The organism is Stenotrophomonas sp. YJH_SMC_57, from assembly GCF_059369755.1.
In genome coordinates, this window is the sequence record NZ_JCAFSZ010000007.1 from 94,996 (window position 1) to 120,317 (window position 25,322).

Consider the following 25,322-nt stretch of genomic DNA (forward strand, 5'->3'; position numbering starts at 1 on the left):
GCATCAGCGCAGGGCGGCGCGGCGTTTTTCGTCAATCCACTTCGAGGCCTGTGCCGGCTGGTAGTTCTGCATCCAGGTCAGCATCTCCTCGATGTCCGAGCCGTACCACAGGTCCTGGCGCTGGTCCGGATGCAGGAAGCGCTCCTCCACCATGCGATCGATCATGCCGATCAGCGGTGCATAGAAGCCATCCACATCGAGGAACGCGCACGGCTTGTTGCCGATGCCCAGCTGGCGCCAGGTCAGCATCTCGAAGATTTCTTCCATTGTCCCGAAGCCGCCGGGCAGGGCCACGAAGCCATCGGCCAGGTCGAACATGCGCGACTTGCGCTCGTGCATCGAGCCGACGATTTCCAGTTCGGTCAGGCCGCGATGGGCCACTTCCCAGTCGGCCAGCTGGCGCGGGATCACGCCGGTTACTTCACCGCCGGCGGCAAGTACGGCGTTGGCCACGGTTCCCATCAGGCCGACGTTGCCGCCGCCGTACACCAGGCGCAGGCCGTCGCGGGCGATGCGGTCACCCAGGGCAATGGCGCGTTCGGTGTAGGCCGGCTTGCTGCCCGCGTTGGAACCACAGTACACACAGATCGATTTCATGGATCTTCCTGTCTCTAGGCCGGAAACGAAAACGCCCCGCCGGCAACCGGATCAGCGGTTGCGGGCGGGGTATCCATGGAGTATGACGCGTTGGGCGTTCTTACGCTGCGGCGGCCTGCTCGCGGCGTGGGCCTTCGCGCAGGGCGCGGCCGACCATGCCCACCAGCAGGTCCAGCTCTTCGCTGTCCATGCCGAAGTGCGGGGTGAACCGCAGCGAGTTCTCGCCGCCGTGGATCACGTTGATGCCGTGCTGGCGCAGCCATTCCTCGGTGGAATTGGCGCCGTAGCACTTGAACTGCGGGGCCAGCTCGCAGGAGAACAGCAGGCCGGTGCCCTGCACCTTGGTGATCAGCCCGCCCAGTTCGCCCTTCAGCTGCTCCAGCTTGCGCACCGCTTCGGCACCCCGTTCGGCGATGTTGGCACGCACCTGCGGGGTCAGCTGGGCGAGGGTGGCGCAGGCCACATCCAGTGCACGCGGGTTGCTGGTCATGGTGTTGCCATAGATGCCCTTGCGGTACAGCTGCGCGGCATGCTCGGTCACCGCCAGCACCGAGAGCGGGTACTGTGCAGCGTTGAGGGCCTTGGAGTAGGTCTCCATGTCCGGCGGGTCCAGGCCTTCGAAGCCCGGGTAGTCGACCACCGACAACACGCCATGCGCGCGCAGGCCGGCCTGGATCGAATCGAGCAGCAGCAGGCTGCCGTGTGCACGGGTCAGTTCACGGGCCAGCGCATAGAACGCCGGCGGCACCGAACGGCCCGGGTCGCCTTCGCCCATCACCGGTTCCAGGAACACGGCTTCGACGAACCAGTGGTTGCGCGCAGCATCTTCGAACACCTTGCGCAGGCCAGCCTCATCGTAGGGCGCAACGGTGATCACCGAGTCTTCGCCGCGGTAGCTGGCCAGGTGCTGCATGTAGCTCTTGCGGCTGGAATCTGAGTACAGCGCCGGGCGGTCGGTACGGCCATGGAAGCTGCCCTTGACCACCACGCGCTTGATTGCCGCGCCAGCGTGGCGGGCGCCCGGGTCGGTCTGCAGCTTGGCGTTGACGTCGGCGATGCGGGCCGCCAGGCCGACCGCCTCGGAGCCGGAGTTCAGGCACATGAACCGGGCGAACGGGCAGCCGCCATGGCGATGGCCGATCTCGGCGCGCAGGGCCGTGATGAAACGCTGCTGCGACAGGCTCGGGGTCATGATGTTGGCCATCACCTGCGGGCGGGCCATCGCCTCCAGCACGGCATCCGGGGTGTGCCCGAAGCCGAGCATGCCGTAGCCGCCGGCGTCGTACAGCACCGCACCCTTCAGGGTCACCACCCAAGGACCGCGCGCGGCCAGCGCCACATATGGGGTCACTGCGTCATCGGCGTAGAAATTGACGAAGCCGTCCTGCATCGCGTCGATCTGCGCCTGCTCGTCCTGCGCCAGCAGCGGCCCCAGGTCGGCCTGCACGCGCGCGAATTCCTCGGCGGCAGCCTCCACCGCGGCAACCAGCTGCGGATGGCGGGCGGACAGGGCGGTCAGGGTGGCGTCGTCCAGGCCAGTAGTGAGGCGGGTGCCGGGCTGGTTGCGCAGGGGGGCGAGGCGTTCGATGAAGCTCATTGCAGATCTCCTGAAACAATGGGTCGCACGGGTCTTCAAAAGCAAAACGCGCGTCATCACGCGCGCTTGGGGGCAGGCTCGTGCAGCGGACTTCCGGCTCGATGCTAGCACTTGTTTTTTTGCGCGATAACCCCGCAGAAACCTGCTGCATAGCAGCATTTTGCACGACGTTCGCCGCGAAGCGCGCCGGCTCGCAGACGCTGGACGTACAATGCGCGCCATTGTCGACCTGTTGCCGCCCACTGCCTTGAAGAAGTCCGATTTCAACTACGACCTGCCGGCCGAACTGATCGCGCAGGCGCCCCTGGCCGAACGTTCCGCCAGCCGCCTGCTGCTGGTGCCACCCGCCCCGGCAGGCTTCACCGACCTGCAGGTGCGTGACCTGCCGTCACAGCTGCAGCCGGGCGACCTGCTGGTGTTCAACGACACCCGGGTGATTCCGGCCCGCCTGTTCGGGCAGAAGGCCAGCGGTGGCCGCGTGGAGATCCTGATCGAGCGCCTGCTCGGCGGCCAGCAGGCGCGTGCGCAGGTGGGTGCCAGCAAGTCGCCGAAGGCCGGCAGCCGCATCGCGCTGGATGCCGGCGGCGAAGCCGAGGTGCTGGGCCGCGACGGCGAGTTCTACGTGCTGCAGTTCCATGTGCCTGAATCACTGGAGCAGTGGCTGCTGCACGCCGGCCGCCTGCCGTTGCCGCCGTACATCCAGCGCGAGCCGGGCGTGGACGACCGCGAGCGCTACCAGACCGTGTTCGCGCGTGAAGTGGGCGCGGTGGCCGCGCCGACCGCCGGCCTGCATTTCGACGAACCGCTGCTGGCCGCGCTGAAGGAGAAGGGCGTGGACTTCGGCCACGTCACCCTGCACGTGGGCGCGGGCACCTTCCAGCCGGTGCGTGCCGATGACCTGAAGGACCACGTGATGCACCGCGAGTGGCTGAACGTCGGCGCGGAGCTGGTGCAGCAGGTGCGGCGCACGCGTGCGGCCGGTGGCCGGGTGATCGGCGTCGGCACAACCGTCGTGCGGGCGCTGGAAAGCGCGATGCGCGATGGCGAGCTGCTGCCGTTCGCTGGCGAGACGCAGATCTTCATCACCCCGGGCTACCGCATCTGCAGCGTCGACGCGATGGTGACCAACTTCCACCTGCCGGAAAGCACGCTGCTGATGATGATCTCCGCGTTCGCCGGCAAGGACCGTGTGTTCGAGGCCTACCAGCACGCGATCGAGCAGCGCTACCGCTTCTTCAGCTACGGCGACGCGATGCTGCTGTTCCCGCAGGCGGGTTGAGGAGGCAGGGCACCCTGGGAGGGTAGGGTGCTCTGTGGCAGCCTGGGAAGGCAAGGCCTCTGTGGGTGCGCACCTTGGTGCGCACGCCTTCTTGGGAGACAATAGGCGACTATTTGCCTGAATGACCGCTCCATGTCCCGACTGCAGTTCCAGCTCAAGACCCGCGACGGCCGTGCCCGCCGTGGCCGCCTGACCTTCCCGCGTGGCACGGTGGAAACGCCGGCCTTCATGCCGGTGGGAACCTATGGCTCGGTCAAGGGCATCCTGCCGGACCAGGTGCGCGCGCTGGGCGCCGAGATCATCCTCGGCAACACCTTCCACCTGTACCTGCGCCCGGGCCTGGACATCATTGCCGACCACGGCGGCCTGCACGGCTTTTGCCGCTGGGATGGCCCGATCCTGACCGATTCGGGTGGTTTCCAGGTGTTCTCGCTGGCCCATCGCCGCAAGATCACCGAGCAGGGTGTCACTTTCGCTTCGCCGACCGACGGCGCCCGTGTGTTCCTGGGTCCGGAAGAGAGCATGAAGATCCAGAAAGTGCTCGATTCGGACGTGGTGATGATCTTCGACGAGTGCACCCCGTACCCGGCCACCGAAGATGTGGCCCGTCGCTCGATGGAGCTGAGCCTGCGCTGGGCCCAGCGCAGCCGCAACGCGCATGACGAGCTGGGCAACGACGCGGCCCTGTTCGGCATCGTCCAGGGCGGCGTGCACACCGACCTGCGCAGCCGCTCGGCCGAGGCCCTGCAGGCGATCGGCTTCGACGGCTACGCCATCGGCGGCCTGGCCGTGGGCGAGCCGGAGCACGAGCGCAATGCCATGCTGGATCACCTGGACCCGGAACTGCCGGGCGACCGCCCGCGCTACCTGATGGGCGTGGGCCGGCCGGAGGATCTGGTCGAGGGTGTCGCACGCGGCGTGGACATGTTCGATTGCGTGATGCCGACCCGCAACGCCCGCAACGGCCACTATTTCACCTCGTTCGGTACCGTCCGCATCCGCAACTCCCAGTACGCGCGCGACATGGACCCGATCGAGCCGGGCTGCGGCTGCGTCGCCTGCACCGGCGGCTACACCCGCTCCTACCTGCGCCACCTGGACCGCTGCAACGAGATGCTGGCGCCGATGCTGGGCACCCTGCACAACCTGTTCTATTACGAAAAGCTGATGGCCGACATCCGTGCGGCGATCGAGGCGGGAACCTTCCTGGCCTTCCGTGAGTCCTTCTACGCGGCACGCGGGGCGGTCGCGCCGCCCCTGTAACCGGACACCCCCTGCCAAACGGCCCAAGGACGAACGCCCGGGGCCGTGGCATACTTCAAGGCTGACCCAGATCCGCGGTCGACACGCCGTGCCCGTGAACGGGCCGGAGCGCCGCCCAACCAAAGGACCAACGATGAACCTGCTTGCTTTCCTGATTCCCGCCGCCCACGCCCAGGCCGCCGGCGGCCAACCGCAGGGCATGGGCCTGACCACGCTGCTGTTCCCGATCATCCTGATCGCCATCATGTACTTCCTGATGATCCGCCCGCAGATGAAGCGGCAGAAGGAGCACAAGGCCATGCTGGAGAAGATCAAGCGTGGCGACGAAGTGCTGACCAACGGCGGCATCGCCGGCATCGTCACCGACATCGGCGACAACTTCATCACCATCGAAGTGGCTGACAACGTGCGCATCCGCGTGCAGAAGGGCGCTGTCGGCAACGTGCTGCCGGCCGGTACCCTGAAGTCGGCCCAGTAAGCCACTCCCTTTCCGAAGCACAACCGCGGCGCCGGGGATGGCGCCGCGCGGGACCCAAGCAATGCTCGAATTTCCACGCTGGAAGTACGTCGTCATCCTGATCGTACTGGCGCTCAGCGCGCTGTACGCGCTGCCCAACATCTACCAGAAGGACCCGGCCATCCAGATCACCGCCAACCGTGGCGGGCAGGTCGACGATGCGCTGCGCGACCGTGTGCTGGCCGACCTGAACAAGGCCGGTGTCACCACCATCGGCGCCGAGAAGGAAGGGGAGAGCCTGATCGTCCGCCTGCCGGACCTGAAGGCGCAGTCCGCTGCCAGTGACGCCCTGCGTGACACCATCGGCGAGCAGTACACCGTGGCACTGAACCTGGCCTCGACCGTGCCGGACTGGCTGGCCAACCTTGGCGGTCGCCCGATGGTGCTGGGCCTGGACCTGCAGGGCGGCGTGCACTTCGTGCTGCAGGTCGACCAGAAGGCCGCCCTGGACAAGCGCCTGGACGCCTACACCGAAGACGTGCGCAGCACGCTGCGTGACGCCCGCATCGCCTACCAGTCGGTGGAGCGTCGTGCCGACAACAGCATCGTGGCCAACCTGAGCCCGTCGGCTGGTGAGGATGCTGCACAGCTCGCCCGTACCGCGCTGGTCAAGGCGCAGCCGACCCTCGGTTACGACGTCAGCGGCAGCCGCATCACGGTGACCATTCCCGAGGCCGAGATCACCCAGATCGCCAACGGCGCCATCGAGCAGAACATCAACACCCTGCGCAACCGCGTGAACCAGCTCGGCGTGGCCGAGCCGATCATCCAGCGCCAGGGTGCCGACCGCGTGGTCGTGCAGCTGCCGGGTGTGCAGGACACCGCCGAAGCCAAGCGCATGATCGGCGCCACCGCCACCCTTGAATACCGTGCGGTGGTTGATGGCAATGCACAGGACGCGATCGCCTCCGGCCGCATCCCGCCGGAAGCGAAGGTCTACCAGCGCCGCGATGGCGGTGGCCCGGTGCTGCTGAACAAGCGCGTGATCGTCACCGGTGACCAGATGGTCGGCGCGCAGGCGGTGACCGATTCGAACAGCGGCTCTCCGGCGGTCAGCGTCACGCTGAACAATGTCGGTGGCCAGCGCATGTTCGACTTCACCAGCGCCAACGTGAACAAGCCGATGGCGGTGGTCTACACCGAGCGCGTGCCGACCGTGACCGTCGTCGACGGCCAGGAAGTGCGTGGCTTCAAGGTCAACGAGGAAGTGATCTCGGTTGCCAACATCAACGGCGTGTTCGGCAAGAACTTCCAGACCACCGGCCTGCAGAAGAAGGAAGCCGAGGACCTGGCCAAGCTGCTGAAGTCCGGCTCGCTGGCGGCGCCGATGGACTTCGTCGAAGAGCGCGTGGTCGGCCCGAGCCTGGGCGCCGAGAACGTCAAGAACGGTATGCGTGCAGTGGTGTTCGCGTTCCTGTTTACCCTGGTGTTCTTCAGCATCTACTACCGCATGTTCGGCGTGATCACCTCGATCGCGATGCTGTTCAACCTGCTGATCGTGGTGGCGGTGATGTCGATGTTCGGCGCGACCATGACCCTGCCGGGCTTCGCCGGCCTGGCGTTGTCGGTCGGCCTGTCGGTGGACGCCAACGTGCTGATCAACGAGCGTATCCGTGAAGAACTGCGTGCCGGCGTGCCCGGCAAGACCGCGATCGTGACCGGTTACGAGCGTGCCTCGGGCACCATCCTCGACGCCAACCTGACCGGCCTGATCGTCGGTGTGGCGCTGTTCGCATTCGGTACCGGTCCGTTGAAGGGCTTCGCGCTGACCATGATCATCGGTATTTTCGCCTCCATGTTCACCGCGATCACCGTGTCGCGCGCGCTGGCGACGCTGATCTACGGCAGCCGCAAGAAGCTCCAGAACGTGGCCATCTGACGGGACGACACGCACATGAAACTGTTTCCGCTGCACATTCTCCCGAACGACACCAAGATCGACTTCATGCGCTGGCGCCATGTCGCCATGGCGGTCACCATCGTGGTGTTCCTGGCCTCGGTCGCCATCATCGGCTTCAAGGGCTTCAACTATGCGCTGGACTTCACCGGCGGCACGCTGATCGAAGCCCGCTTCGACAAGGCGGTGGACGTCGAGCAGGTGCGTACCAAGCTCGAGGAAAACGGCTTTGACGGCGCGCAGGTGCAGAGTGTCGGTGGCAACACCGATCTGCTGATCCGCCTGGCCCCGCACGGCGAGCATGCCCCGGGTACCGGTGATGCCGCTGCCGAGGACAAGGCCACCGCCGCGGCCGTGGTGAAGGCACTGTCCACCGCCGACAACCAGGCCACCGTGCTGCGCAACGAGTTCGTTGGCCCGCAGATCGGCAAGGACCTGGCGATGAATGGCCTGTACGCCACCATCTTCATGCTGGCCGGCTTCCTGATCTACATCGCGGTGCGCTTCGAATGGAAGTTCGCGGTCACCGCCAGCATCGTGGCGATGTTCGACCTGATCGTGACGGTGGCTTACGTGTCCCTGCTGGGCCGTGAGTTCGACCTGACCGTGCTGGCCGGCCTGCTGTCGGTGATGGGCTTTGCAATCAACGACATCATCGTGGTGTTCGACCGCGTCCGCGAGAACTTCCGCAGCCTGCGCGTGGACTCGATGGAAGTGCTGAACCGTTCGATCAACCAGACGCTGTCGCGTACGGTGATCACGGCGGTGATGTTCTTCCTGTCGGCGCTTGCGTTGTACATGTATGGCGGCAGCTCGATGGAAGGCCTGGCCGAGACGCACATGATCGGTGCGGTGATCGTGGTGCTGTCCTCGATCCTGGTGGCGGTGCCGATGCTGACGATCGGTTTCCTGCGCGTCAGCAAGCAGGACCTGCTGCCGAAGGCGAAGGACGTCGAGGCCCTGGCCCGTCGCCCGTAATCACCTGTTGCACGCAGTACACAGAGAACCCCGCGCAAGCGGGGTTTTTTGTTGGCAGGGCTGGTACGCGTCATCGCATGCGCGCTGTCGCTCCCACGCTTCGCTGCGCGAACCGTGGGCCCCACTTACCAGCTCCCACACCCCCGCCGCTTCGCGGCCGCCCCCTGACTCAGGGGGCTCTGCCCCAGATCGTTTCCTGCGGCTGTTGGTGGGTGCCGACCTTGGTCGGCACATCTGTCAGATATCGATAATCAAACTTGGATCAGATCTACCGTGTCGACCAAGGTCGACACCCACCAATGCAGAAAGCCTTTCCGGCAGATCGCGGGAATCTGTCGAAGGCGGGGTGGGTCCGGTTGCGGGGCGTGAGCCGCATGGATGCGGCGACCGAGCTTACATGGACGTACTTGCAGCGCCCCCGCAACCGGACCCACCCCGCCAACCCACAGGAACCCAGCTTTTGACGTTGACGCTGCTCTGGCTTCCGGCGGGTGCAGGGCTGCAAGCCCTGCGAAAAGAGAACCACCCTACGCCAGCGTCGGTTGTGCAATCTTCCCCCGCGCACTACGATCCTGCGGTTCGCGCGCGCAGGCGCGCGCCCGTATTCCTGCTGAGCGCCCCGCGCGCCGCATCTGCCAACCCGAGGTATCCATGGTCATCAAACCGCGCGTCCGCGGCTTCATCTGCGTCACCACCCACCCGACCGGCTGTGAGGCCGCGGTCAAGCAGCAGATCGACTACATCCGCGCCCGCCCGCCGATCCAGAACGGCCCCAAGCGCGTGCTGGTCATTGGTGCCTCCACCGGCTACGGCCTGGCCGCGCGCATCACCGCTGCGTTCGGTAGCGGCGCGGCGACCCTGGGCATCTTCTTCGAGCGTCCGGGCAGCGAGTCCAAGCCCGGCACCGCCGGCTGGTACAACTCGGCCGCGTTCCACAAGTACGCCGACGAAGCCGGCCTGTACGCCAGGAGCATCAACGGCGACGCCTTCTCCGATGAGGTGAAGGCCAAGGCCATCGAGATGATCAAGGCCGATCTTGGCCAGGTCGACCAGGTGGTCTACAGCCTGGCTGCACCGCGCCGCAAGCACCCAAAGACCGGTGAAATCATCAGCTCCACGCTGAAGCCGATCGGCGAGCCGATCACCCTGCGTGGCCTGGATACCGACAAGGAAGTGCTGACCGAGACCCACCTGCAGCCGGCTACCGCCGAGGAAATCGCCGGCACCGTCGCGGTCATGGGCGGTGAAGACTGGCAGATGTGGATCGAGGCGCTGGCCGATGCCGGTGTGCTGGCCAACGGCTGCACCACCACCGCCTTCACCTACGTGGGCGAGGAGATCACCCAGGCCATCTACTGGAACGGCTCGATCGGTGCCGCCAAGAAGGACCTGGACACCAAGGTACTGGGCCTGCGCGAAAAGCTGGCAAAGATCGGTGGCGATGCGCGCGTGTCGGTGCTGAAGGCCGTGGTCACCCAGGCCAGCTCGGCCATTCCGACCATGCCGCTGTACCTGTCGCTGCTGTTCAAGGTGATGAAGGAAAAGGGCACGCACGAAGGCTGCATCGAGCAGCTCGACGTGCTGTACGACATCCTCTACGGCGGCAAGTCTGATGGCGTGGCGGTCGATCGCCTGCGTCATGACCTGGTCGATGGCGATGGCCACACCGTTGCGCTGGTCGATGAGGAAGGCCGCCTGCGTGCCGACTACAAGGAAATGGCCGCGGACGTGCAGGGCAAGGTGGTTGCGCTGTGGCCGCAGGTGACCAACGAGAACCTGTACGAGATCAGCGATCTGGCGGGCTACAAGGCCGACTTCCTGCGCCTGTTCGGTTTCGGTGTGGACGGTGTCGACTACGAAGCCGACGTCAATCCGGACGTCAGGATCGAGAATCTGGTCGACATGACCTGATCAATGAAAAGGCCGGCGAAAGCCGGCCTTTTCGTTGGGTAGTGCCGGCCGCTGGCCGGCAGCCCCGTGGGTCAACCAAACTCGAACCCCATCTCCGGCAAGGCCGGGCCGACGAAGTCGCCCTGCACATAGTCCACGCCGGCACTGAACAGCAGGGTCATCGAATTGGCGTCGCTGACGAACTCGGCGATGGTGCGGATACCGGCTTCCTGCGCACGCGCGGTGATCTGGCTGATGCGGTCGATGTTCTCGCGGGTGGCGGCCAGATCGCTGGTGAAACCGCGGTCCAGCTTGAGGAACTGCGGCTGGAAGTGGGCCAGCAACTGGAACGAATCCAGCCCCGAACCGAACTGCTCCAGGCCGATGCGGCAGCCCAGGGGCGCGACCTCGGCAAGGAACTGCTGCGCGCTGCGCAGATGGGTGAACACCTTCGCTTCCGGTGCGTGCAGCCACAGCCGTTCACCCGGCACGCCCTGTGCCTGCAGTTCGCGGCGCAGGGTGGCGATCATCTGCGGATCGTCGAACGATTCCGGGGTGACCTTCACCAGCACCTGGGTGGCGTGGCCTTCGCGCGCGCGTTGGCCCAGCACCGCAATGGCCCGCGAAACCACCCAGCGGTTGATATCGGCCAGCAGCCCGTGCTCCTCGGCAATGCCCAGGAACGCGGTCGGGCTCAGCAGCTCGCCGTTGTGCTCCAGGCGCAGGTAGGCCTCGTACAGTTCCAGCGGCTCGCCCTGCAGATTCAGCACCGGCTGGTAGTGCAGCTGGAAGCCGTCGCCGGCCAGCGCTTCGCGGATGCGTGCCACCCAGCGCAGCACGCGCTCTTCCTCCACGCGGTCGGCAGCTGCGGGGTCGAAGATGCGGCAGGTGTTGCCCAGCTCGGCAGCGGCCTGCGTGCATTCGCTGGCACGTGCCAGCACCTGGCCGATGCTGGCGATCTTCTCGCCCACCTGCACGCCACCGATGCTGACCGTCACCGTGGCCGAGCGTGCGCCGATGCTGAAGACGTGCGCGGCGTAGGCTTCGCGGATGCGCTCGGCCAACGCGACGGTCTGCGCATAAGGCCCCGCCTGCAGCACGGCGAAATTGTGTTCGCCGAAGCGGGCCAGCTGCGCGTCCTCGCCGACAACCTCGGCCAGCAGGGCGGCGAGCGCGCCGATCAGCGCGTCGGCCGAGGCCAGGCCGATGTCCGGGAGCAGGCGCGCGTAATGGTCCGGTTCGATCAACAGCAGGCCGAACTGGCCTTCGCTGCGACCTGCCTGGGCCACCGCGCTTTCCAGCTGCAGCATGAAGGTCGGGCGGTTGAGCAGGCCGGTGACCTGGTCACGCTGGCGCAGGTCCTCGACTTCGCGTGCCAGCTCCGGATCGAATTCCATGCGGCGGCGGAGTACCACCTGCAGGCAGGATTCGCCCTCGTAGGTCGCCGCCGTGAATTCCATCGTTGCAGGAAACGCGCTGCCATCTTCGTGACGGGCGTCGAGCTGGTACTGCGGTGGCGGCGCTTCGCCACGGCTGAGGCCCTTGAGCAGCTGCTTGAAGCCTTCCACATGCTGCGCGGCGACCATGTCCAGCAGCGAAATGCCTTCGATGTCGTCGAAATGCTCGTAGCCGAACATTTCCAGATAAGCGTCGTTGGCCCGGATGTGCATGCCTTCATGCACGTAGGCGATGGGGTCGCGCGAGGAGGCGATCAGCGCGTCGCAGCGGCGCTCGGTTTCGCGCATCTGTGCCTCGATGCGGCGCAGGCCACGGCGCGCCTGCAGGTCCACCCACTGGTCGCGGACCACGGCCAGCAGGTGCTCGGGGCGCTGGCGCAGGGCGAGGGCGCGGATGCCATGGCTGCTGGCCTGCACCAGCTCGTCCTCGTCGATGCGCTCGGCCAGCAGCACCAGCGGAATGTCCTTGCCGCTGGCGGCGATGTGCTGGGCCACCAGCGGCAGCGGAATGCCCGGCGACGGCGAGGCCAGCACCAGGTCGATGGCCTGGCTGTCCAGCACCTGGGCCAGCTCGGCCGCATCCTGCGGGCGCCACGGGCGCACCGCGATGCCACTGTTGCGCAGGGCGCTGACGATGGCTTCGGCATTCTCGCCGCTGTCATCGACGATCAGCAGGCGGATGGTGATGTCGTTCGCGTTCTGCATGCACTGCTCCCCAATCTGCAAATCTAGATACACGATGCGCGCCGAACCGTCCATGCGCGCACCCCTTGCGCGCATCGAACGGCGATGTGGTTCACACCACGCCGCCGGCCGCGTGGCCGCTGGCCCAGGCCCACTGGAAGTTGTAGCCGCCCAGCCAGCCGGTCACGTCCAGCACCTCACCAACGAAGTGCAGGCCGGGCACGCGCCTGGATTCCATCGTCGAGGACGAAACCTCGGCGGTGTCCACGCCGCCCAGGGTGACCTCGGCGGTGCGATAGCCTTCGGTGCCGCTGGCCACCAACGGGAACGCGCCCAGCAGCTGCGCGGCCTGGCGCAGCACCGGCTCGTCCAGCTGGCGCACCGGGCGGTCGGGCAGCCAGTGTTCGCACAGGCGCTGTGCAAGCCGCTTGGGCAGTACCTCGCCCAGCACCGTGCGCAGCTCGGCGGCGGGCCGCTCGCGCTTCATCTGGCGCAGCCATTCGCCCGCATCCTGGCCGGGCAGCAGGTCCAGCTCCAGCGTGTCGCCGGGTTGCCAGAAGGACGAAATCTGCAGGATTGCCGGGCCGCTGACGCCGCGGTGGGTCAGCAGCATGAAGTTCTGGAAGCTCTTTCCGTTGCAGCGCGCCTCGATCGGCAGGGCGACACCGCTGAGCTCGGCCAGCCGCTCCTGGTGCTTGCCGCTGAGCGTCAGCGGCACCAGCCCGGCGCGGGTCGGCAGCACCGCGTGGCCGAACTGGCGTGCGATCTCATAGCCAAAACCGGTGGCACCCATGCTGGGAATGGACAGCCCGCCGGTCGCGACCACCAGCGAGGCACAGTGGAACAGGCCGTGGCTGGTGTGTACGCGGAAACCGTCGCTGCCGTGCTCGATGCGCTGCACGCTGCAGTCGGTACGGACCTGCACGCCGGCCGCCTGGCATTCGTCCACCAGCATCTTCACGATCTGCTTGGATGAGACATCGCAGAACAGCTGGCCCAGTTCCTTCTCGTGGTAGGCGATGCCGTGCTTGCTGACCAGTTCGATGAAATGCCAGGGCGTGTAGCGGGCCAGCGCCGATTTGCAGAAGTGGGGATTGGCCGACAGGAAGTTGGCCGGGGTGGTACCGGTGTTGGTGAAGTTGCAGCGGCCACCGCCGGACATCAGGATCTTCTTGCCGATCTTGTTGGCATGGTCGATCACCTGCACCTGGCGGCCGCGCTGGCCGGCGGTGATCGCGGTCATCAGCCCGGCCGCGCCGGCGCCGATGACCACCACATCGCAGCGGATCGTGCTCATGCCTTGGCGCGCTTGCGCCAGTTCGGGATGATGTCGAGCTGGATCTGATCGTTGAGAATCTGCACTTCGCCATCCTGGATCAGCACGCTGAAGCGCATCGCACGCTGGATCTGCTGGCCCCACTGCTCGACGAAGGCACCGTCGAGGTCGACCACCGACAGGTTGTCGAAACGCGCCAGTCCCTTGCCCTGCTTGGTCCACCAGATATCGGAGGCGTTGCCACCGTAGTTCACCACCTGCACCTGGCGGCTGCGGTTGCTGGCCTTGCGGATGCGCGATTCGTCCGGATGGCCCAGGTCGATCCACTGCAGGATGTCGCCGGTGTAATCGTGTTCCCACAGGTCCGGCTCATCGTCGGTGCTCAGGCCGCGGCCAAATTCCAGGCGGTCGCCAGCATTGAGGGCGAAGGCGAGCAGGCGCACCATCAGGCGCTCGTCGGTCTCGGACGGGTGCTGGGCCAGGGTCAGGTTGTGGGTCGCGTAGTAGCCGCGATCCATGTCGCTGATCTGCAGTTCGGCCTTGCGGATGGTGGCGGTAAGAGCCATGGGGGATCCGTGGACTAAAGAGGACAATGATAGAGGTTTGCTCCAGGGGTGTCCGTTGCCGGGCTGTCGGCAAAGCGTCAACGTGGCACGCTTGCACGCTCTATCCACCGCAGGAATGGACGCGATGACCCCGCCCAGCCGCTTGCAGCTGCCGCCCGGCCACTGGCCCAGCCTGCTCGATGGCCTGTGCGCGCGTTTCCCGCGCATCGACCGCGCGCAATGGCAGGACCGCTTCGCCCGTGGTCGCGTGCAGGACGCGCAGGGCAGGGCGCTGGCGCCGGACCTGCCCTGGCAGGTGGGGCTGGAGATCCAGTACTTCCGCGAGGTGGCCGACGAGCCGGTGATTCCGTTCGCCGAGACCATCGTCCATCTGGATGCGCACCTGCTGGTGGCCGACAAGCCGCACTTCCTGCCGGTGACGCCGGCCGGCCGGCACGTGCGCGAAACCCTGCTGGCGCGTCTGATCGCCCGCACCGGCAACGCCGAGCTGGTGCCGCTGCACCGGCTGGATCGGCTGACGGCCGGGCTGGTGCTGTTCTCCACGCAGCCGGCCTCACGCGATGCCTACCAGCGGCTGTTCCGCGAACGGCGCATCGAGAAGATCTATGAGGCACTGGCACCGGCCCTGCCGGGCGTGGGGTTCCCACTGCAGCGGCATAGCCGGCTGGTGCCGGGCGAGCCGTTCTTCCGCATGGCCGAAGCGCCGGGCGAGCCCAATGCGCGGAGCCGGATTGAACTGATCGAGGCGGAGGGACCGATCTGGCGCTACCGGCTGCGGCCCGAGACCGGCCGCAAACACCAGCTGCGCGTGCACATGGCCGCGCTGGGCGCGCCGATCGAGGGCGATGACCTGTATCCGCAACTGAGGTCGCGCCCGCAGGGGGCGGTCGAGCTGCCCCTGCAGCTGCTGGCACAGGGGCTGGCCTTCGATGATCCGCTCAGCGGGGAACGGCGGCAGTTCAGCAGCCAGCGCCGCCTGTGCCTGCCGGATCAGGCCGGGTAACGCGGTTCAGCGGCCGGGACGCCGGGCCAGCCAACGGTCCAGTTCGGCGGCGAACAGCTGCCGGTCGCGTGGGCCGAGGGGCGGCGGGCCCCCGGTCTGGACCCCGGCGCCGCGCAGCTCTTCCATGAAATTGCGCATCGACAGCCGCTCGGCCATGTTGTTCGGGGTGTACAGCTGGCCGCGCGGGTTCAGCGCCACCGCCTTCTTCTCCAGCACCAGCGCAGCCAGCGGGATGTCCTGGGTGATCACCAGATCACCGGCGGCAACCCGTTCTACGATGGCGCTGTCGGCCACATCCAGGCCCTGCGGCACCTGGATCGAGCGCAGCCAGCGCGAGGGCGGGGTGCGGATCCACTGGTTGGCGACCAGGGTCAGCTCGATCCCGACCCGTTCAGCGGCCCGGAACAGGATGTCGCGAATGACGCCAGGGCAGGCATCCGCATCCACCCAGATGCGAGGGAGGGCGGGTTCAGCTTGGGTTTCAGCTTCAGTCATTTACCCAGTGTAGGGTAGGAAAAACCTGAATGGGGACTCGGAGTTAGCCACGATCGGCTGTCAGCCCTTGTCACGCCTAGCGGGCAGGGCCTGCCCATGAACGTCCGGGCTATCGCTTTTTGCAGAAAACACGCGTATCGTTCGTCCCACTGTGTTTGCTAGGGTCACCGTGAATCGTGGCCTGGTGCAGTTGATCTCACGATCCGCTCATCGATCCGCTTTACCAACGCCTGCAACTCAGTCTCGGCCCCGATACCCGGTGGCTGCGATTTTTTCAACATGTGTTTCAGGAGTTAGTCAAATGTCTGATCGTCAGACCGGCACCGTCAAGTGGTTCAACGACGCCAAGGGCTTCGGCTTCATCACCCCGGAAAGCGGCCCGGACCTGTTTGTGCACTTCCGTGCCATCCAGGGCACCGGCTTCAAGACCCTGCAGGAAGGCCAGAAGGTTACCTTCATCGCCGTCCAGGGTCAGAAGGGTATGCAGGCTGACCAGGTGCAGGCGGTCTAATCCGTCTGCTACCGTTAGGTAGCCAGAACGCCGGAAGCGAAAGCTTCCGGCGTTTTTTATTGCCCGCCGTTTTGTAGAGTCGAGCTTGCTCGACTGCATTCAACGACGGTCTTTGAGACCAATCGAGAATGGTTCGACTCTACAGAGGGCAGGCACGCCGCGGTACGATGCAGGTCTTCCCAAGGATCATCCTCATGCGCATCGTCCACCACCTGGAAAACTCCCGTTCGCTGCGCGTGCTGTGGATGCTTGAAGAGTTGGGGCTGGACTACGAGCTCCGCCGCTATCCGCGTGATCCGAAAACACTGCTGGCGCCCCCGGAGCTGCGCAACGTGCATCCACTCGGCAAGTCGCCGGTGCTGCAGGACGGTGAGCTGTTGCTGGCCGAGTCCGGTGCGATCCTCGACTACCTTGCCGACCGCTACGACACCCAGCGCCAGCTCTCGCCGTCACCGATGCCGGCCGAAGGCGCCGAGCGCATTGCCTACCGCTACTGGCTGCACTACGCCGAAGGCTCGGCGATGCCGCCGTTGCTGCTGACCCTGGTGATGGGGCGCATCCGCAACGCGCCGATGCCGTTCTTCGCGCGCCCGATCGCGCGCAGCATTGCCGACAAGGCCGAGCGGGGCTTCATCGGCCCGCAGCGGCGCTTGCACCTGGACTGGATGGAGCGCCGCCTCGCCGAAAGCCCGTGGTTCGCGGGTGAGCGGTTCAGCGCGGCGGACATCCAGATGAGCTTCCCGATCCAGGCCGCGGCCGCGCGTGGCGGTGGTCTCGACGACAAGCCTGCACTGCGTGGTTTCCTCAAGCGCATCGGCGAGCGCCCGGCCTACCAGCGCGCCGAGGCCCACGGTGGCCATCTGCAGGCGCTCAGCGGCAATTGAGGCAGGCGGCTGTCGCCCCCATCTTCAAGGTCATGGATACCGACTCCCCCCGTTTCGACAACCGCTTGCTGCACAGTCTGCCGGGTGACCCCGAAGCCGGCCCGCGCCGCCGTGAAGTGCTGGGCGCGGCCTGGTCGCCGGTGATGCCGACCCCGGTGGCGGCGCCCACGTTGCTGGCGTGGGCGCCGGAGGTGGCCACGCTGCTCGGTTTCGAAGCCGCTGAAGTCGAAGGCGAAGGCTTCGCCCGCGTGTTCGGCGGCAATGCGCTGTACGCCGGCATGCAGCCGTGGGCGGCGAACTACGGCGGGCATCAGTTCGGCCACTGGGCCGGGCAGCTGGGCGATGGCCGTGCGATCTCACTGGGTGAACTGGTGGCGCCGGATGGACGCCACTGGGAGCTGCAGCTGAAGGGCGCGGGCCCAACGCCGTATTCGCGCGGTGCCGATGGTCGCGCGGTCCTGCGCTCGTCGATCCGCGAATTCCTGTGCAGCGAAGCGATGCACCACCTCGGGGTGCCGACCACGCGTGCGCTGTCACTGGTCGGCACTGGCGAAGACGTGGTGCGCGACATGTTCTATGACGGCCACCCACGTGCCGAGCCTGGCGCCATCGTGTGCCGCGTGTCGCCCTCGTTCCTGCGTTTCGGTTCGTTCGAACTGCCGGCTTCGCGCGGTGAAACCGTGTTGCTGCAGCAGCTGGTGGATGCCTGCATCGCCCGCGATTTCCCCGAGCTGGAGGGGCAGGGCGAGGCGCTGTATGGCGACTGGTTCACGCAGATCGCGGTGCGCACCGCCGAGATGATCGCGCACTGGATGCGCGTGGGTTTCGTGCATGGCGTGATGAATACCGACAACCTGTCCGTGCTCGGCCTCACGCTCGATTACGGCCCTTACGGCTGGGTCGAGGACTTCGACCCGGACTGGACGCCGAACACCACCGACGCGCAGGGCCGCCGTTACCGCTTTGGTACGCAGCCACAGGTGGCGTACTGGAACCTGAGCCGGCTGGCGCAGGCGCTGGCGCCGCTGTTTGCCGATGTGGCACCGCTGCAGGCCGGTCTGGCCGCCTACCAGTCCACCTTCGTGGCATGCACGCGCCGCGATGCCGCCGCCAAGCTCGGCCTGGCCGCGGCCGACGACGACGACCTGCAGCTCTACCTGCGCTGGCAGCAACTGATGCAGGACGGCGCCATGGACATGACCTTGGCCTGGCGCGCGCTGATGCGCATCGATCCGGCGGCACCGGATGCGGCGGTGCTGGACGCGGTGTACTACGACGAGACGCGCCAGCAGGCGGTGCGGGCGCCGTTGCAGCAGTGGCTGCAGGACTACGCGACGCGGTTGCGGGCCGATCCGCTGTCGGCCAGCGAGCGCGCTGTGAAGATGGCTGCAGCCAATCCGCTGTACGTGCTGCGCAACTGGCTGGCGCAGGAGGCGATCGACCGCGCGGAGCAGGGTGACCTCGGCGGCGTGCATGCGCTGCAGGAGGTGTTGCACGACCCGTACACCGAGCGCCCGGGGCTTGAACACTTCGCCGGCAAGCGCCCGGCGTGGGCCGACAACCGCGCCGGCTGCTCGATGCTGTCCTGCAGTTCCTGAGGATGGGTGTTGGCAGGGCTGCGCCCTGCACCTGCAGAGGCAACAGCCAAAGCCAAAGCCAAAGCCAAAGCCAAAGCGGCTCTGGATTGCTGATGGTCTGGCGGGGCGGTGTGGAACTGCAGGACACGCCGTAAACCCATCCATGGGGGCTCGATGGCGCCATCCATGGCGCCAACGGTCCTGCAGCCCCACACCGCCCCACCTCCGACAGATTCCCGCTGCGGTGGGTGGGTGTCGACCTTGGTCGACACGTGGATCCACGCCAAGCGTGGATGCTTTTCGATTTCAATTCGAAATGTTCGATTCCGACGGAGATTCATCCACGCATGGCGTGGATCTACTGCAGATCGCAGAGATCTGTCGAAGGCGGGGTGGGTCCGGTTGCGGGAGTGTCCGCGGCATGGATGCCGCGGCCAAGCCCCCAAGGATGGGTTTACGGCGTCTCCCGCAACCGGACCCACCCCGCCATCCCTCGGAATGCGGCTTTTGCTTTCGCCTTTGCTTGCGCGGTGGCCTCTGCAGGTGCCGGGCGCAGCCCGGCCGAGACCCCTCAAGAGGCAGGCAACGGCCGGAACAGGTACCCTATGCCGCCATCAGATAGCTAATGTGACATGACCGACGCCCTCGTCGCTCCGCAGTGGGCCTCCCGCCTGCGCGACATCGCCGACTTCCCCAAGCCCGGCATCCTCTTCAAGGACATCATGCCGCTGCTCGCCCACGGCGATGACTTCCGTGGTGCGATCACCGCGATGGCCGACCGTTGGCGCGACCAGAAGCTGGACGCGGTGGTCGGCATTGAATCGCGTGGTTTCATCCTCGGCGCCGCGATGGCGCTGGAACTGGGCGTGGGCTTCGTGCCGGTACGCAAGCCGGGCAAGCTGCCGGGCCAGGTGCTGCGCGAGGAGTACACGCTGGAATACCGCAGCGACTGCATCGAAGTGCACGCCGATGCGCTGCCGGCCGGCGCCCGTGTCGCGATCATCGACGACGTGCTGGCGACCGGCGGCACACTGGTCGCCGCGTTGTCGCTGGTGCGCCGCCTGGGTGTCGACGTGGTCGGTGCCGGCGTGCTGGTCGAGCTGGACGGCCTGGGTGGCCGTGCCCGCTGGGAAGCGGATCTGCCGCTGCACACTGAACTGGTGTTCTGATCGAAGGGTGAGTGCCAACCAAGGTTGGCACCTACCAGAGCGAACCGCCGTCAACCGGTAGTTGCCAACCTTGGTTGGCACCCACCCGGTCAGGCCATTACATCATCCGCACGCGGAATCGACGGCCCTTGATCTTGCCGGCTTCCAGCTTCGCCACGGCCTTGTTGGCCTGCTCGCGGGCAATCGCCACGTAGGAGCGGGTCGGGAAGATCGCGATCTTGCCGATGAACTTGCTCGACAGGCCGGCGTCACCGGTCAGTGCGCCGAGGATATCGCCCGGGCGCAGCTTGTCGGTCTTGCCACCATCGATGCGCAGCGTGCGCATCGCCGCCTGCGGCAGTTCGGCCGGGCGCGAAGTCGCCAGCGGCGTTTTCTGCCAGTCCAGCGGCTGACCCATCTGCGCTTCGATCGCTTCGGCACGGGTCTTCTCGCGGCCGGCCACCAGGCTGATCGCCAGGCCACTGGCGCCGGCGCGGCCGGTACGGCCCACGCGGTGCTGGTAGCTCTCCACGTCGGTCGGCAGTTCGTAGTTGATCACCGCCGCAAGCTCTTCCACGTCCAGCCCGCGCGCGGCCACGTCGCTGGCCACCAGCACGTTACAGCTGCGGTTGGCCAGCAGCAGCAGCACTTCCTCGCGGTCGCGCTGCTCCATGTCGCCGTGCAGGGCGAGGGCGGAGAAGCCGAACTGCTGCAGCGAGTTGGCCACTTCGTCCACGTCCTTGCGGGTGTTGCAGAACACCACCGCCGATTCGGGCGTGTACTTCAGCAGCAGGCCGGCCAGTGCCTTCTGGCGGTGGGCCGGTTCCACCTCGCAGAACAGGTGGCGGATCGCGGGCGCCTGGTCGGCACCTTCCACGGTCACTTCCACCGCATCGCGCAGCAGGTCGCGTGCCATGGCACGGATGCTGTCGGGGAAGGTGGCCGAGAACAGCAGGCTCTGGCGATCCTTGTGGGTGCGGCCGGCGATCTCGCGGATCGGCTCCTCGAAGCCCATGTCAAGCATGCGGTCGGCCTCGTCCAGTACCAGCGTGCGCACCGCACCCAGATTCAGCGCGCGCTTGCGCGCCAGTTCCTGCACGCGGCCGGGGGTGCCGACCACCACGTGCGGGTCGTGGCCTTCCAGCGACGCCAGCTGCGGGCCAAGCGGCACACCGCCCACCAGCAGCAGCAGCTTCAGGTTGGGAATGCCGGTGGCCAGCTTGCGGATCTGCTTGCCGACCTGGTCGGCAAGTTCGCGGGTCGGGCACAGCACCAGCGCCTGCACGCGGATCAGGCTGGGGTCGATGGACTGCAGCAGGCCCAGGCCGAAGGCGGCGGTCTTGCCGCTGCCGGTCGGCGCCTGTGCGATCACATCACGGCCTTCGAGGATGGCCGGCAGGCTCTGCGCCTGCACAGGGGTGAGGGTGGTGTAGCCGAGGGCATCCAGGCCGGGCTGCAGGGCCGGGCTCAGCGGCAGGGTCGAGAAGTCAGTCATGGCGCATTGTACCCGTCCGCGCGGCAGCTCCCGTCCTGGGGCCTTCATCCATGTGGATGCCGACCTGGGTCGGCACGCTCCTGCTCAGCCCAGCACCGCCAGCACGCCCTGGTGGATCGCCAGCCCACCGAACAGCAGCCAGGCGAACAGGATCAGCGCCAGCAGCAGCGGCTTCAGCCCAGCCTGGCGCAGCGCCGAGACGTGGGTAGTCAGGCCGAGTGCGGCCATCGCCATGGCCAGCAGCACAGTATCCAGCTGCACCAGCCCGGCCTGCAGGCCGGCCGGCAGCAGGTGCAGCGAGTTGAACCCGGCCACCGCCACGAAGCCAAACGCGAACCACGGCACCACGATGCGCGCCTTGCTGCCATCAGCGCTGGCCTTGCCGCCACGCGCCAGCCACAGCGACAGTGCGACCAGGAACGGCGCCAGCAGCATCACCCGCACCATCTTGGTGATCACCGCGGTATCGGCCGCCGCTTCGCTGACCGCGCGGCCCGCGGCCACCACCTGGGCCACTTCGTGCACCGTCGCGCCAGTGAACAGGCCGTACTGGCGCGCGTCCATCGCCAGCCAGCCATGCGACTGCATCAGTGCATACAGGGCGGGATACAGGAACATCGCCAGCGTGCCGAACACCACCACCGTCGACACTGCGACGGTGACCTGCGCCGTACGGCCGCGCACCACCGGCTCGGCAGCCATCACCGCCGCCGCGCCGCAGATTGCGCTGCCGGCACCGATCAGCATTGCCGCCTCGCGCTCCATCCTGAAAACACGCACGCCCAGCCAGCAGGCCAGGCCGAAGGTGCTGGCGACCACCAGCACGTCCATCAGCACACCGGTTACGCCCACATGGCCGATGTCCTGGAAGGTCAGGCGCAGGCCGTACAGCACGATGCCGGCACGCAGCAGCCAGTGTTTGGAAAAGCCGACGCCGGCCGCGCTGCTCGGCGCCAGCCGCGGGTAGAGGGTGTTGCCGACCACGATGCCGGCGACGATGGCCACGGTCAGCGCGCTCAGGCCGTGCGCCTGCAGCCACGGAAGCTCGGCCAGGTATAGCGAGGCCGCCGCGATCAGGCCCACCAGCAGAAGGCCGGGCAGGCGCGGTTGCCAGCGCTGGCGCAGGGCGGGCAGGGACCAGGGGGAGAGGGCAGGGGCATTCATGACGTGGACGGGGCTGAAGTGATGGCGCCAGCGTGCGCCAGTGTGATTGACCTGTAAAACGAATAATATTGGTGTAATCTACCTATCAAGCGGGTAATTGCCATGCGCCTGACCTTGCGCCAGCTGCAGGTCTTCGTCGCCATCGCCGACCACGGCAGCACCACCGCCGCCGGTCAGGCCATCGCGCTCTCGCAGTCGGCCAGCAGTGCCGCCCTGCAGGAGCTGGAGGCACATTTCGGCACCCCGCTGTTCGATCGCATCGGCCGTCGTCTGGCCCTGAACGGGCACGGCCGAGCGTTGCTGGAGCCGGCGCGCGCGCTGCTGGTCAATGCCGCCGACCTGGAGCGGCAGCTGGCCGCGGGCGGCGACCCGGCACAGGGCGCACCGCTGCGGCTGGTGCTGGCCGCCAGTACCACCATCGGCAACTACCTGCTGCCACCGCGCATCGCCCAGTTGCTGCGGCAGGCGCCGCAGGCCGAGGTCGACCTGCGCATCGACAACAGTGCCGGCGTGGTCGCTGCCGTGCAGCGGCTGGACGTCGATGCGGGCCTGATCGAGGGCCCGTGCCACGAGCGTGGCTTGCAGGTGACCGCCTGGCAGCAGGATCCGTTGGTGATCGTCGCGGCCGCCGACGCCCCGGCGCGATGGAGATTGGATGAACTGCGCAGCGCCCGCTGGCTGCTGCGCGAACCCGGCTCTGGTACCCGCGAGGCGGTCGAACAGGCCCTGCTGCCGCACCTGCGCGGTTTCGCCCAGACCCTGCAGCTGGGCAACACCGAAGCCATCAAGCAGGCCGCGATCGCCGGACTCGGCCTGGCCTGCCTTTCCCGCCACGCGCTGGAAGAGCCGCTGGCTCTCGGCCGCCTGCGCGTGCTGGACACCCCGCTGCCCACCCTGCAGCGTACCCTGTGGCTGGTACGCCACCCGGGGAAGCACTGGTTGCCGGGCTTGCAGGCGTTGCTGGGGGACTTGGGGTAAGCCATCGATTCCCATGTGTCGACCAAGGTCGACACCCACCAGAGCGGAATGCCGTCCCGGCAGATCGCGATGACCCGCCTGCCACCGTAAGCCGCTTTTGACGTTGCTTTGGCTGCGGCCGTTGCCTCTGCGGGTGCCGGGTGCAACCCGGCCGACGCCCCCAACCCGTACAATATCCGGATGCCTCTGATTACTCTGCAGAACGTCGACTTCAGCGTCGGCGGCCCGTTGTTGCTGGAAAAGGCCGAACTGTCGATCGAGCCGGGCGAACGCATCGCCCTGATCGGCCGCAACGGCGCCGGCAAATCCACCCTGCTCAAGCTGCTGTCCGGCGACCACAAGCCCGATGACGGCGAAGTCCGCGTGCAGCAGGGCGTGCGCGTCACCCGCCTGGAGCAGGAAGTGCCGCACGGCGCTGCCGGTTCGGTATTCGACGTCGTCGCCGATGGCCTGGGCGAACTGGGCCAGTGGCTGGCCGAATTCCACCATCTCAGCCATGCCGAAGTATTCGATGGCGAAGCACTCGGCAACGTGCAGGCCAAGATCGACGCCGCCAACGGCTGGGGACTGGACCAGCGCGTCAGCGAAACCCTGACCAAGCTCGACCTCGACGGCGACGCCGAGTTCGGCCGCCTGTCCGGCGGCATGAAGCGCCGCGTGCTGCTGGCGCGCGCGCTGGTGTCGAGCCCGGACGTGCTGCTGCTGGACGAACCGACCAACCACCTCGACATCGAAGCCATCGATTGGCTCGAAGCGTTCCTGAAGGGCTGGAGCGGCAGCGTGGTGTTCGTCACCCATGACCGCCGCTTCCTGCGTGCACTGGCCACCCGCATCGTCGAGATCGACCGCGGCCAGGTCACCAGCTGGCCGGGCGACTGGGCCAACTACGAGCGCCGCCGCGAGGAACGCCTCAACGCGCAGGCGCAGGAAAACGCACGCTTCGACAAGCTGCTGGCGCAGGAAGAAGTCTGGATCCGCCAGGGCATCAAGGCGCGCCGTACCCGTGACGAAGGCCGCGTGCGCCGCCTGAAGGCGATGCGCACCGAACGTTCGCAGCGCCGTGATCTCAGCGGCAACGTCAAGATGGAAGCCGCACAGGGCGTCAGCTCGGGCAAGAAGGTCATCGACGTCAAGGACATTTCGTTCGCCTTCGGCGAGCGCACCATGGTCCGCGATTTCACCACCACCATCCTGCGTGGCGACCGCATCGGCCTGATCGGCCCCAACGGCAGCGGCAAGACCACGCTGCTGAAGCTGCTGCTGGGCGAACTGCAGCCGGCCAAGGGCGAGGTCAACGCGGGCACCAACCTGCAGATCGCCTATTTCGACCAGTACCGTGCGGTGCTGCGCGAAGACTGGAGCGCGATCGAGAACGTGGCCGAAGGCCGCGATTTCCTTGAGTTCAACGGCAAGCGCAAGCACGTGCACGCCTACCTGCAGGACTTCATGTTCACCCCGGAACGCGCGCGTGCGCCGATCACCCGCCTGTCCGGTGGCGAGCGCAACCGCCTGCTGCTGGCCAAGCTGTTCGCGCAGCCGTCCAACCTGCTGGTGATGGACGAACCGACCAACGACCTGGACGTGGAAACCCTGGAACTGCTGGAAGAGCTGCTGGGTGAGTACACCGGCACCCTGCTGCTGGTCAGCCACGACCGTGACTTCATCGACAACGTGGTGACCTCCACGCTGGTGATGGAAGGCGACGGCGTGATCGGTGAGTACGTGGGTGGCTACAGCGACTGGCAGCGCTACGCGGCCAGCATCGCGGCACCTGCCGCGGCCCCGGCAGCCAAGCCGGCGGCAGCTGCACCGGCCGCCACGGCGGCTGCTCCCGCAGCGCCCAAGCGCAAGCTGGCCTACAAGGAAGCGCGCGAACTGGAACAGCTGCCGAAGACCATCGAGAAGTTGGAAGGCGACGTCGAAGGGCTGACCTCGGCGATGAACGACCCGTCGTTCTACACCCGCAGCAGCGCCGAAGTGACCGCGCACACGCAGCAGCTGGCCAAGGTCCAGGCCGAGCTGGATGCCGCGTACGCGCGCTGGGAAGAACTGGAAGGCTGAGCGCC

21 protein-coding genes are annotated in these 25,322 nt (G+C 66.9%); 13 read left to right on the plus strand and 8 right to left on the minus strand.

Annotation, left to right across the window (positions count from 1 at the left end; translation table 11 throughout):
* Positions 1 to 3 precede the first annotated feature (3 nt).
* Positions 4 to 597 (minus strand): LOG family protein, encoded by a 594-nt coding sequence (locus AC5P7U_RS11125; protein ID WP_006434211.1) that lies wholly within the window; start codon positions 595 to 597, stop codon positions 4 to 6.
* A 100-nt stretch (positions 598 to 697) separates the two neighbouring features.
* Positions 698 to 2,194, minus strand: coding sequence for an aminotransferase class III-fold pyridoxal phosphate-dependent enzyme (locus AC5P7U_RS11130; RefSeq protein ID WP_197564581.1), 1,497 nt, complete (start codon positions 2,192 to 2,194; stop codon positions 698 to 700).
* Between the two features lie 211 nt (positions 2,195 to 2,405).
* On the opposite strand from AC5P7U_RS11130, the gene queA reads away from it, so the two are divergent.
* The 6 genes from queA (at position 2,406) to fabV (ending at position 10,039) form a co-directional block, all read left to right on the plus strand.
* Positions 2,406 to 3,473 carry a tRNA preQ1(34) S-adenosylmethionine ribosyltransferase-isomerase QueA gene (gene queA / locus AC5P7U_RS11135; protein ID WP_180880953.1) on the plus strand — a complete coding sequence of 356 codons (1,068 nt, stop codon included), beginning with the start codon at positions 2,406 to 2,408 and terminating at the stop codon, positions 3,471 to 3,473.
* Positions 3,474 to 3,605: 132 nt separating this feature from the next.
* Complete coding sequence (tgt, locus tag AC5P7U_RS11140; RefSeq protein WP_006434331.1) at positions 3,606 to 4,736, plus strand: tRNA guanosine(34) transglycosylase Tgt; 1,131 nt, start codon at positions 3,606 to 3,608, stop codon at positions 4,734 to 4,736.
* A 133-nt stretch (positions 4,737 to 4,869) separates the two neighbouring features.
* A complete protein-coding gene (gene yajC / locus AC5P7U_RS11145; protein WP_006434333.1) occupies positions 4,870 to 5,214 on the plus strand; it encodes a preprotein translocase subunit YajC in 345 nt (114 codons plus the stop codon).
* A gap of 61 nt (positions 5,215 to 5,275) precedes the next feature.
* On the plus strand, positions 5,276 to 7,132 hold the full coding sequence (gene secD / locus AC5P7U_RS11150; RefSeq protein ID WP_197564583.1) for a protein translocase subunit SecD: 1,857 nt from the start codon (positions 5,276 to 5,278) through the stop codon (positions 7,130 to 7,132).
* Between the two features lie 15 nt (positions 7,133 to 7,147).
* Positions 7,148 to 8,128, plus strand: coding sequence for a protein translocase subunit SecF (secF, locus tag AC5P7U_RS11155; protein ID WP_049456823.1), 981 nt, complete (start codon positions 7,148 to 7,150; stop codon positions 8,126 to 8,128).
* Between the two features lie 651 nt (positions 8,129 to 8,779).
* Complete coding sequence (gene fabV, locus AC5P7U_RS11160; RefSeq protein WP_495221129.1) at positions 8,780 to 10,039, plus strand: enoyl-ACP reductase FabV; 1,260 nt, start codon at positions 8,780 to 8,782, stop codon at positions 10,037 to 10,039.
* 71 nt (positions 10,040 to 10,110) lie between these two features.
* On the opposite strand, the gene AC5P7U_RS11165 is transcribed toward fabV, so the two are convergent.
* The 3 genes from AC5P7U_RS11165 to AC5P7U_RS11175 form a co-directional block, all read right to left on the minus strand.
* Positions 10,111 to 12,180 (minus strand): EAL domain-containing response regulator, encoded by a 2,070-nt coding sequence (locus tag AC5P7U_RS11165; protein WP_040009725.1) that lies wholly within the window; start codon positions 12,178 to 12,180, stop codon positions 10,111 to 10,113.
* Positions 12,181 to 12,271: 91 nt separating this feature from the next.
* Positions 12,272 to 13,456 carry a BaiN/RdsA family NAD(P)/FAD-dependent oxidoreductase gene (locus AC5P7U_RS11170; RefSeq protein WP_006434527.1) on the minus strand — a complete coding sequence of 395 codons (1,185 nt, stop codon included), beginning with the start codon at positions 13,454 to 13,456 and terminating at the stop codon, positions 12,272 to 12,274.
* Positions 13,453 to 14,001, minus strand: a complete 549-nt coding sequence (locus AC5P7U_RS11175) for a YaeQ family protein (protein ID WP_164088047.1) — start codon at positions 13,999 to 14,001, stop codon at positions 13,453 to 13,455. The genes AC5P7U_RS11170 and AC5P7U_RS11175 overlap by 4 nt, the downstream gene beginning before the upstream one ends.
* A gap of 124 nt (positions 14,002 to 14,125) precedes the next feature.
* Here AC5P7U_RS11175 and AC5P7U_RS11180 point away from each other — a divergent pair, with 124 nt between their 5' ends.
* Positions 14,126 to 15,004, plus strand: a complete 879-nt coding sequence (locus AC5P7U_RS11180) for a pseudouridine synthase (protein WP_414555599.1) — start codon at positions 14,126 to 14,128, stop codon at positions 15,002 to 15,004.
* Positions 15,005 to 15,010: 6 nt separating this feature from the next.
* On the opposite strand, the gene AC5P7U_RS11185 is transcribed toward AC5P7U_RS11180, so the two are convergent.
* Entirely contained in the window at positions 15,011 to 15,499 is a 489-nt protein-coding gene (locus tag AC5P7U_RS11185; protein WP_308309477.1) for a YaiI/YqxD family protein, read from the minus strand.
* Positions 15,500 to 15,800: 301 nt separating this feature from the next.
* Here AC5P7U_RS11185 and AC5P7U_RS11190 point away from each other — a divergent pair, with 301 nt between their 5' ends.
* The 4 genes from AC5P7U_RS11190 (at position 15,801) to AC5P7U_RS11205 (ending at position 19,640) form a co-directional block, all read left to right on the plus strand.
* Positions 15,801 to 16,010 (plus strand): cold-shock protein, encoded by a 210-nt coding sequence (locus AC5P7U_RS11190; protein ID WP_004153307.1) that lies wholly within the window; start codon positions 15,801 to 15,803, stop codon positions 16,008 to 16,010.
* Between the two features lie 194 nt (positions 16,011 to 16,204).
* The gene (locus AC5P7U_RS11195; protein WP_006434626.1) at positions 16,205 to 16,894 is read left to right on the plus strand and encodes a glutathione S-transferase; all 690 of its coding nucleotides are present in this window, start codon (positions 16,205 to 16,207) and stop codon (positions 16,892 to 16,894) included.
* Positions 16,895 to 16,926: 32 nt separating this feature from the next.
* A complete protein-coding gene (locus tag AC5P7U_RS11200) occupies positions 16,927 to 18,492 on the plus strand; it encodes a protein adenylyltransferase SelO (RefSeq protein WP_312562463.1) in 1,566 nt (521 codons plus the stop codon).
* A gap of 611 nt (positions 18,493 to 19,103) precedes the next feature.
* Positions 19,104 to 19,640, plus strand: coding sequence for an adenine phosphoribosyltransferase (locus AC5P7U_RS11205; protein ID WP_164087782.1), 537 nt, complete (start codon positions 19,104 to 19,106; stop codon positions 19,638 to 19,640).
* A 97-nt stretch (positions 19,641 to 19,737) separates the two neighbouring features.
* Here AC5P7U_RS11205 and dbpA read toward each other — a convergent pair whose 3' ends face one another.
* Entirely contained in the window at positions 19,738 to 21,114 is a 1,377-nt protein-coding gene (gene dbpA, locus AC5P7U_RS11210) for an ATP-dependent RNA helicase DbpA (protein WP_133934431.1), read from the minus strand.
* 84 nt (positions 21,115 to 21,198) lie between these two features.
* The gene (locus AC5P7U_RS11215) at positions 21,199 to 22,278 is read right to left on the minus strand and encodes a YeiH family protein (protein ID WP_006434823.1); all 1,080 of its coding nucleotides are present in this window, start codon (positions 22,276 to 22,278) and stop codon (positions 21,199 to 21,201) included.
* Positions 22,279 to 22,380: 102 nt separating this feature from the next.
* Between AC5P7U_RS11215 and AC5P7U_RS11220 the strand changes: the two genes are divergently transcribed.
* Together AC5P7U_RS11220 and AC5P7U_RS11225 are read left to right on the plus strand one after the other, a co-directional pair.
* Entirely contained in the window at positions 22,381 to 23,256 is an 876-nt protein-coding gene (locus AC5P7U_RS11220; RefSeq protein ID WP_308309212.1) for a LysR family transcriptional regulator, read from the plus strand.
* A gap of 180 nt (positions 23,257 to 23,436) precedes the next feature.
* On the plus strand, positions 23,437 to 25,317 hold the full coding sequence (locus AC5P7U_RS11225; RefSeq protein WP_197564784.1) for an ATP-binding cassette domain-containing protein: 1,881 nt from the start codon (positions 23,437 to 23,439) through the stop codon (positions 25,315 to 25,317).
* Positions 25,318 to 25,322 lie beyond the last annotated feature (5 nt).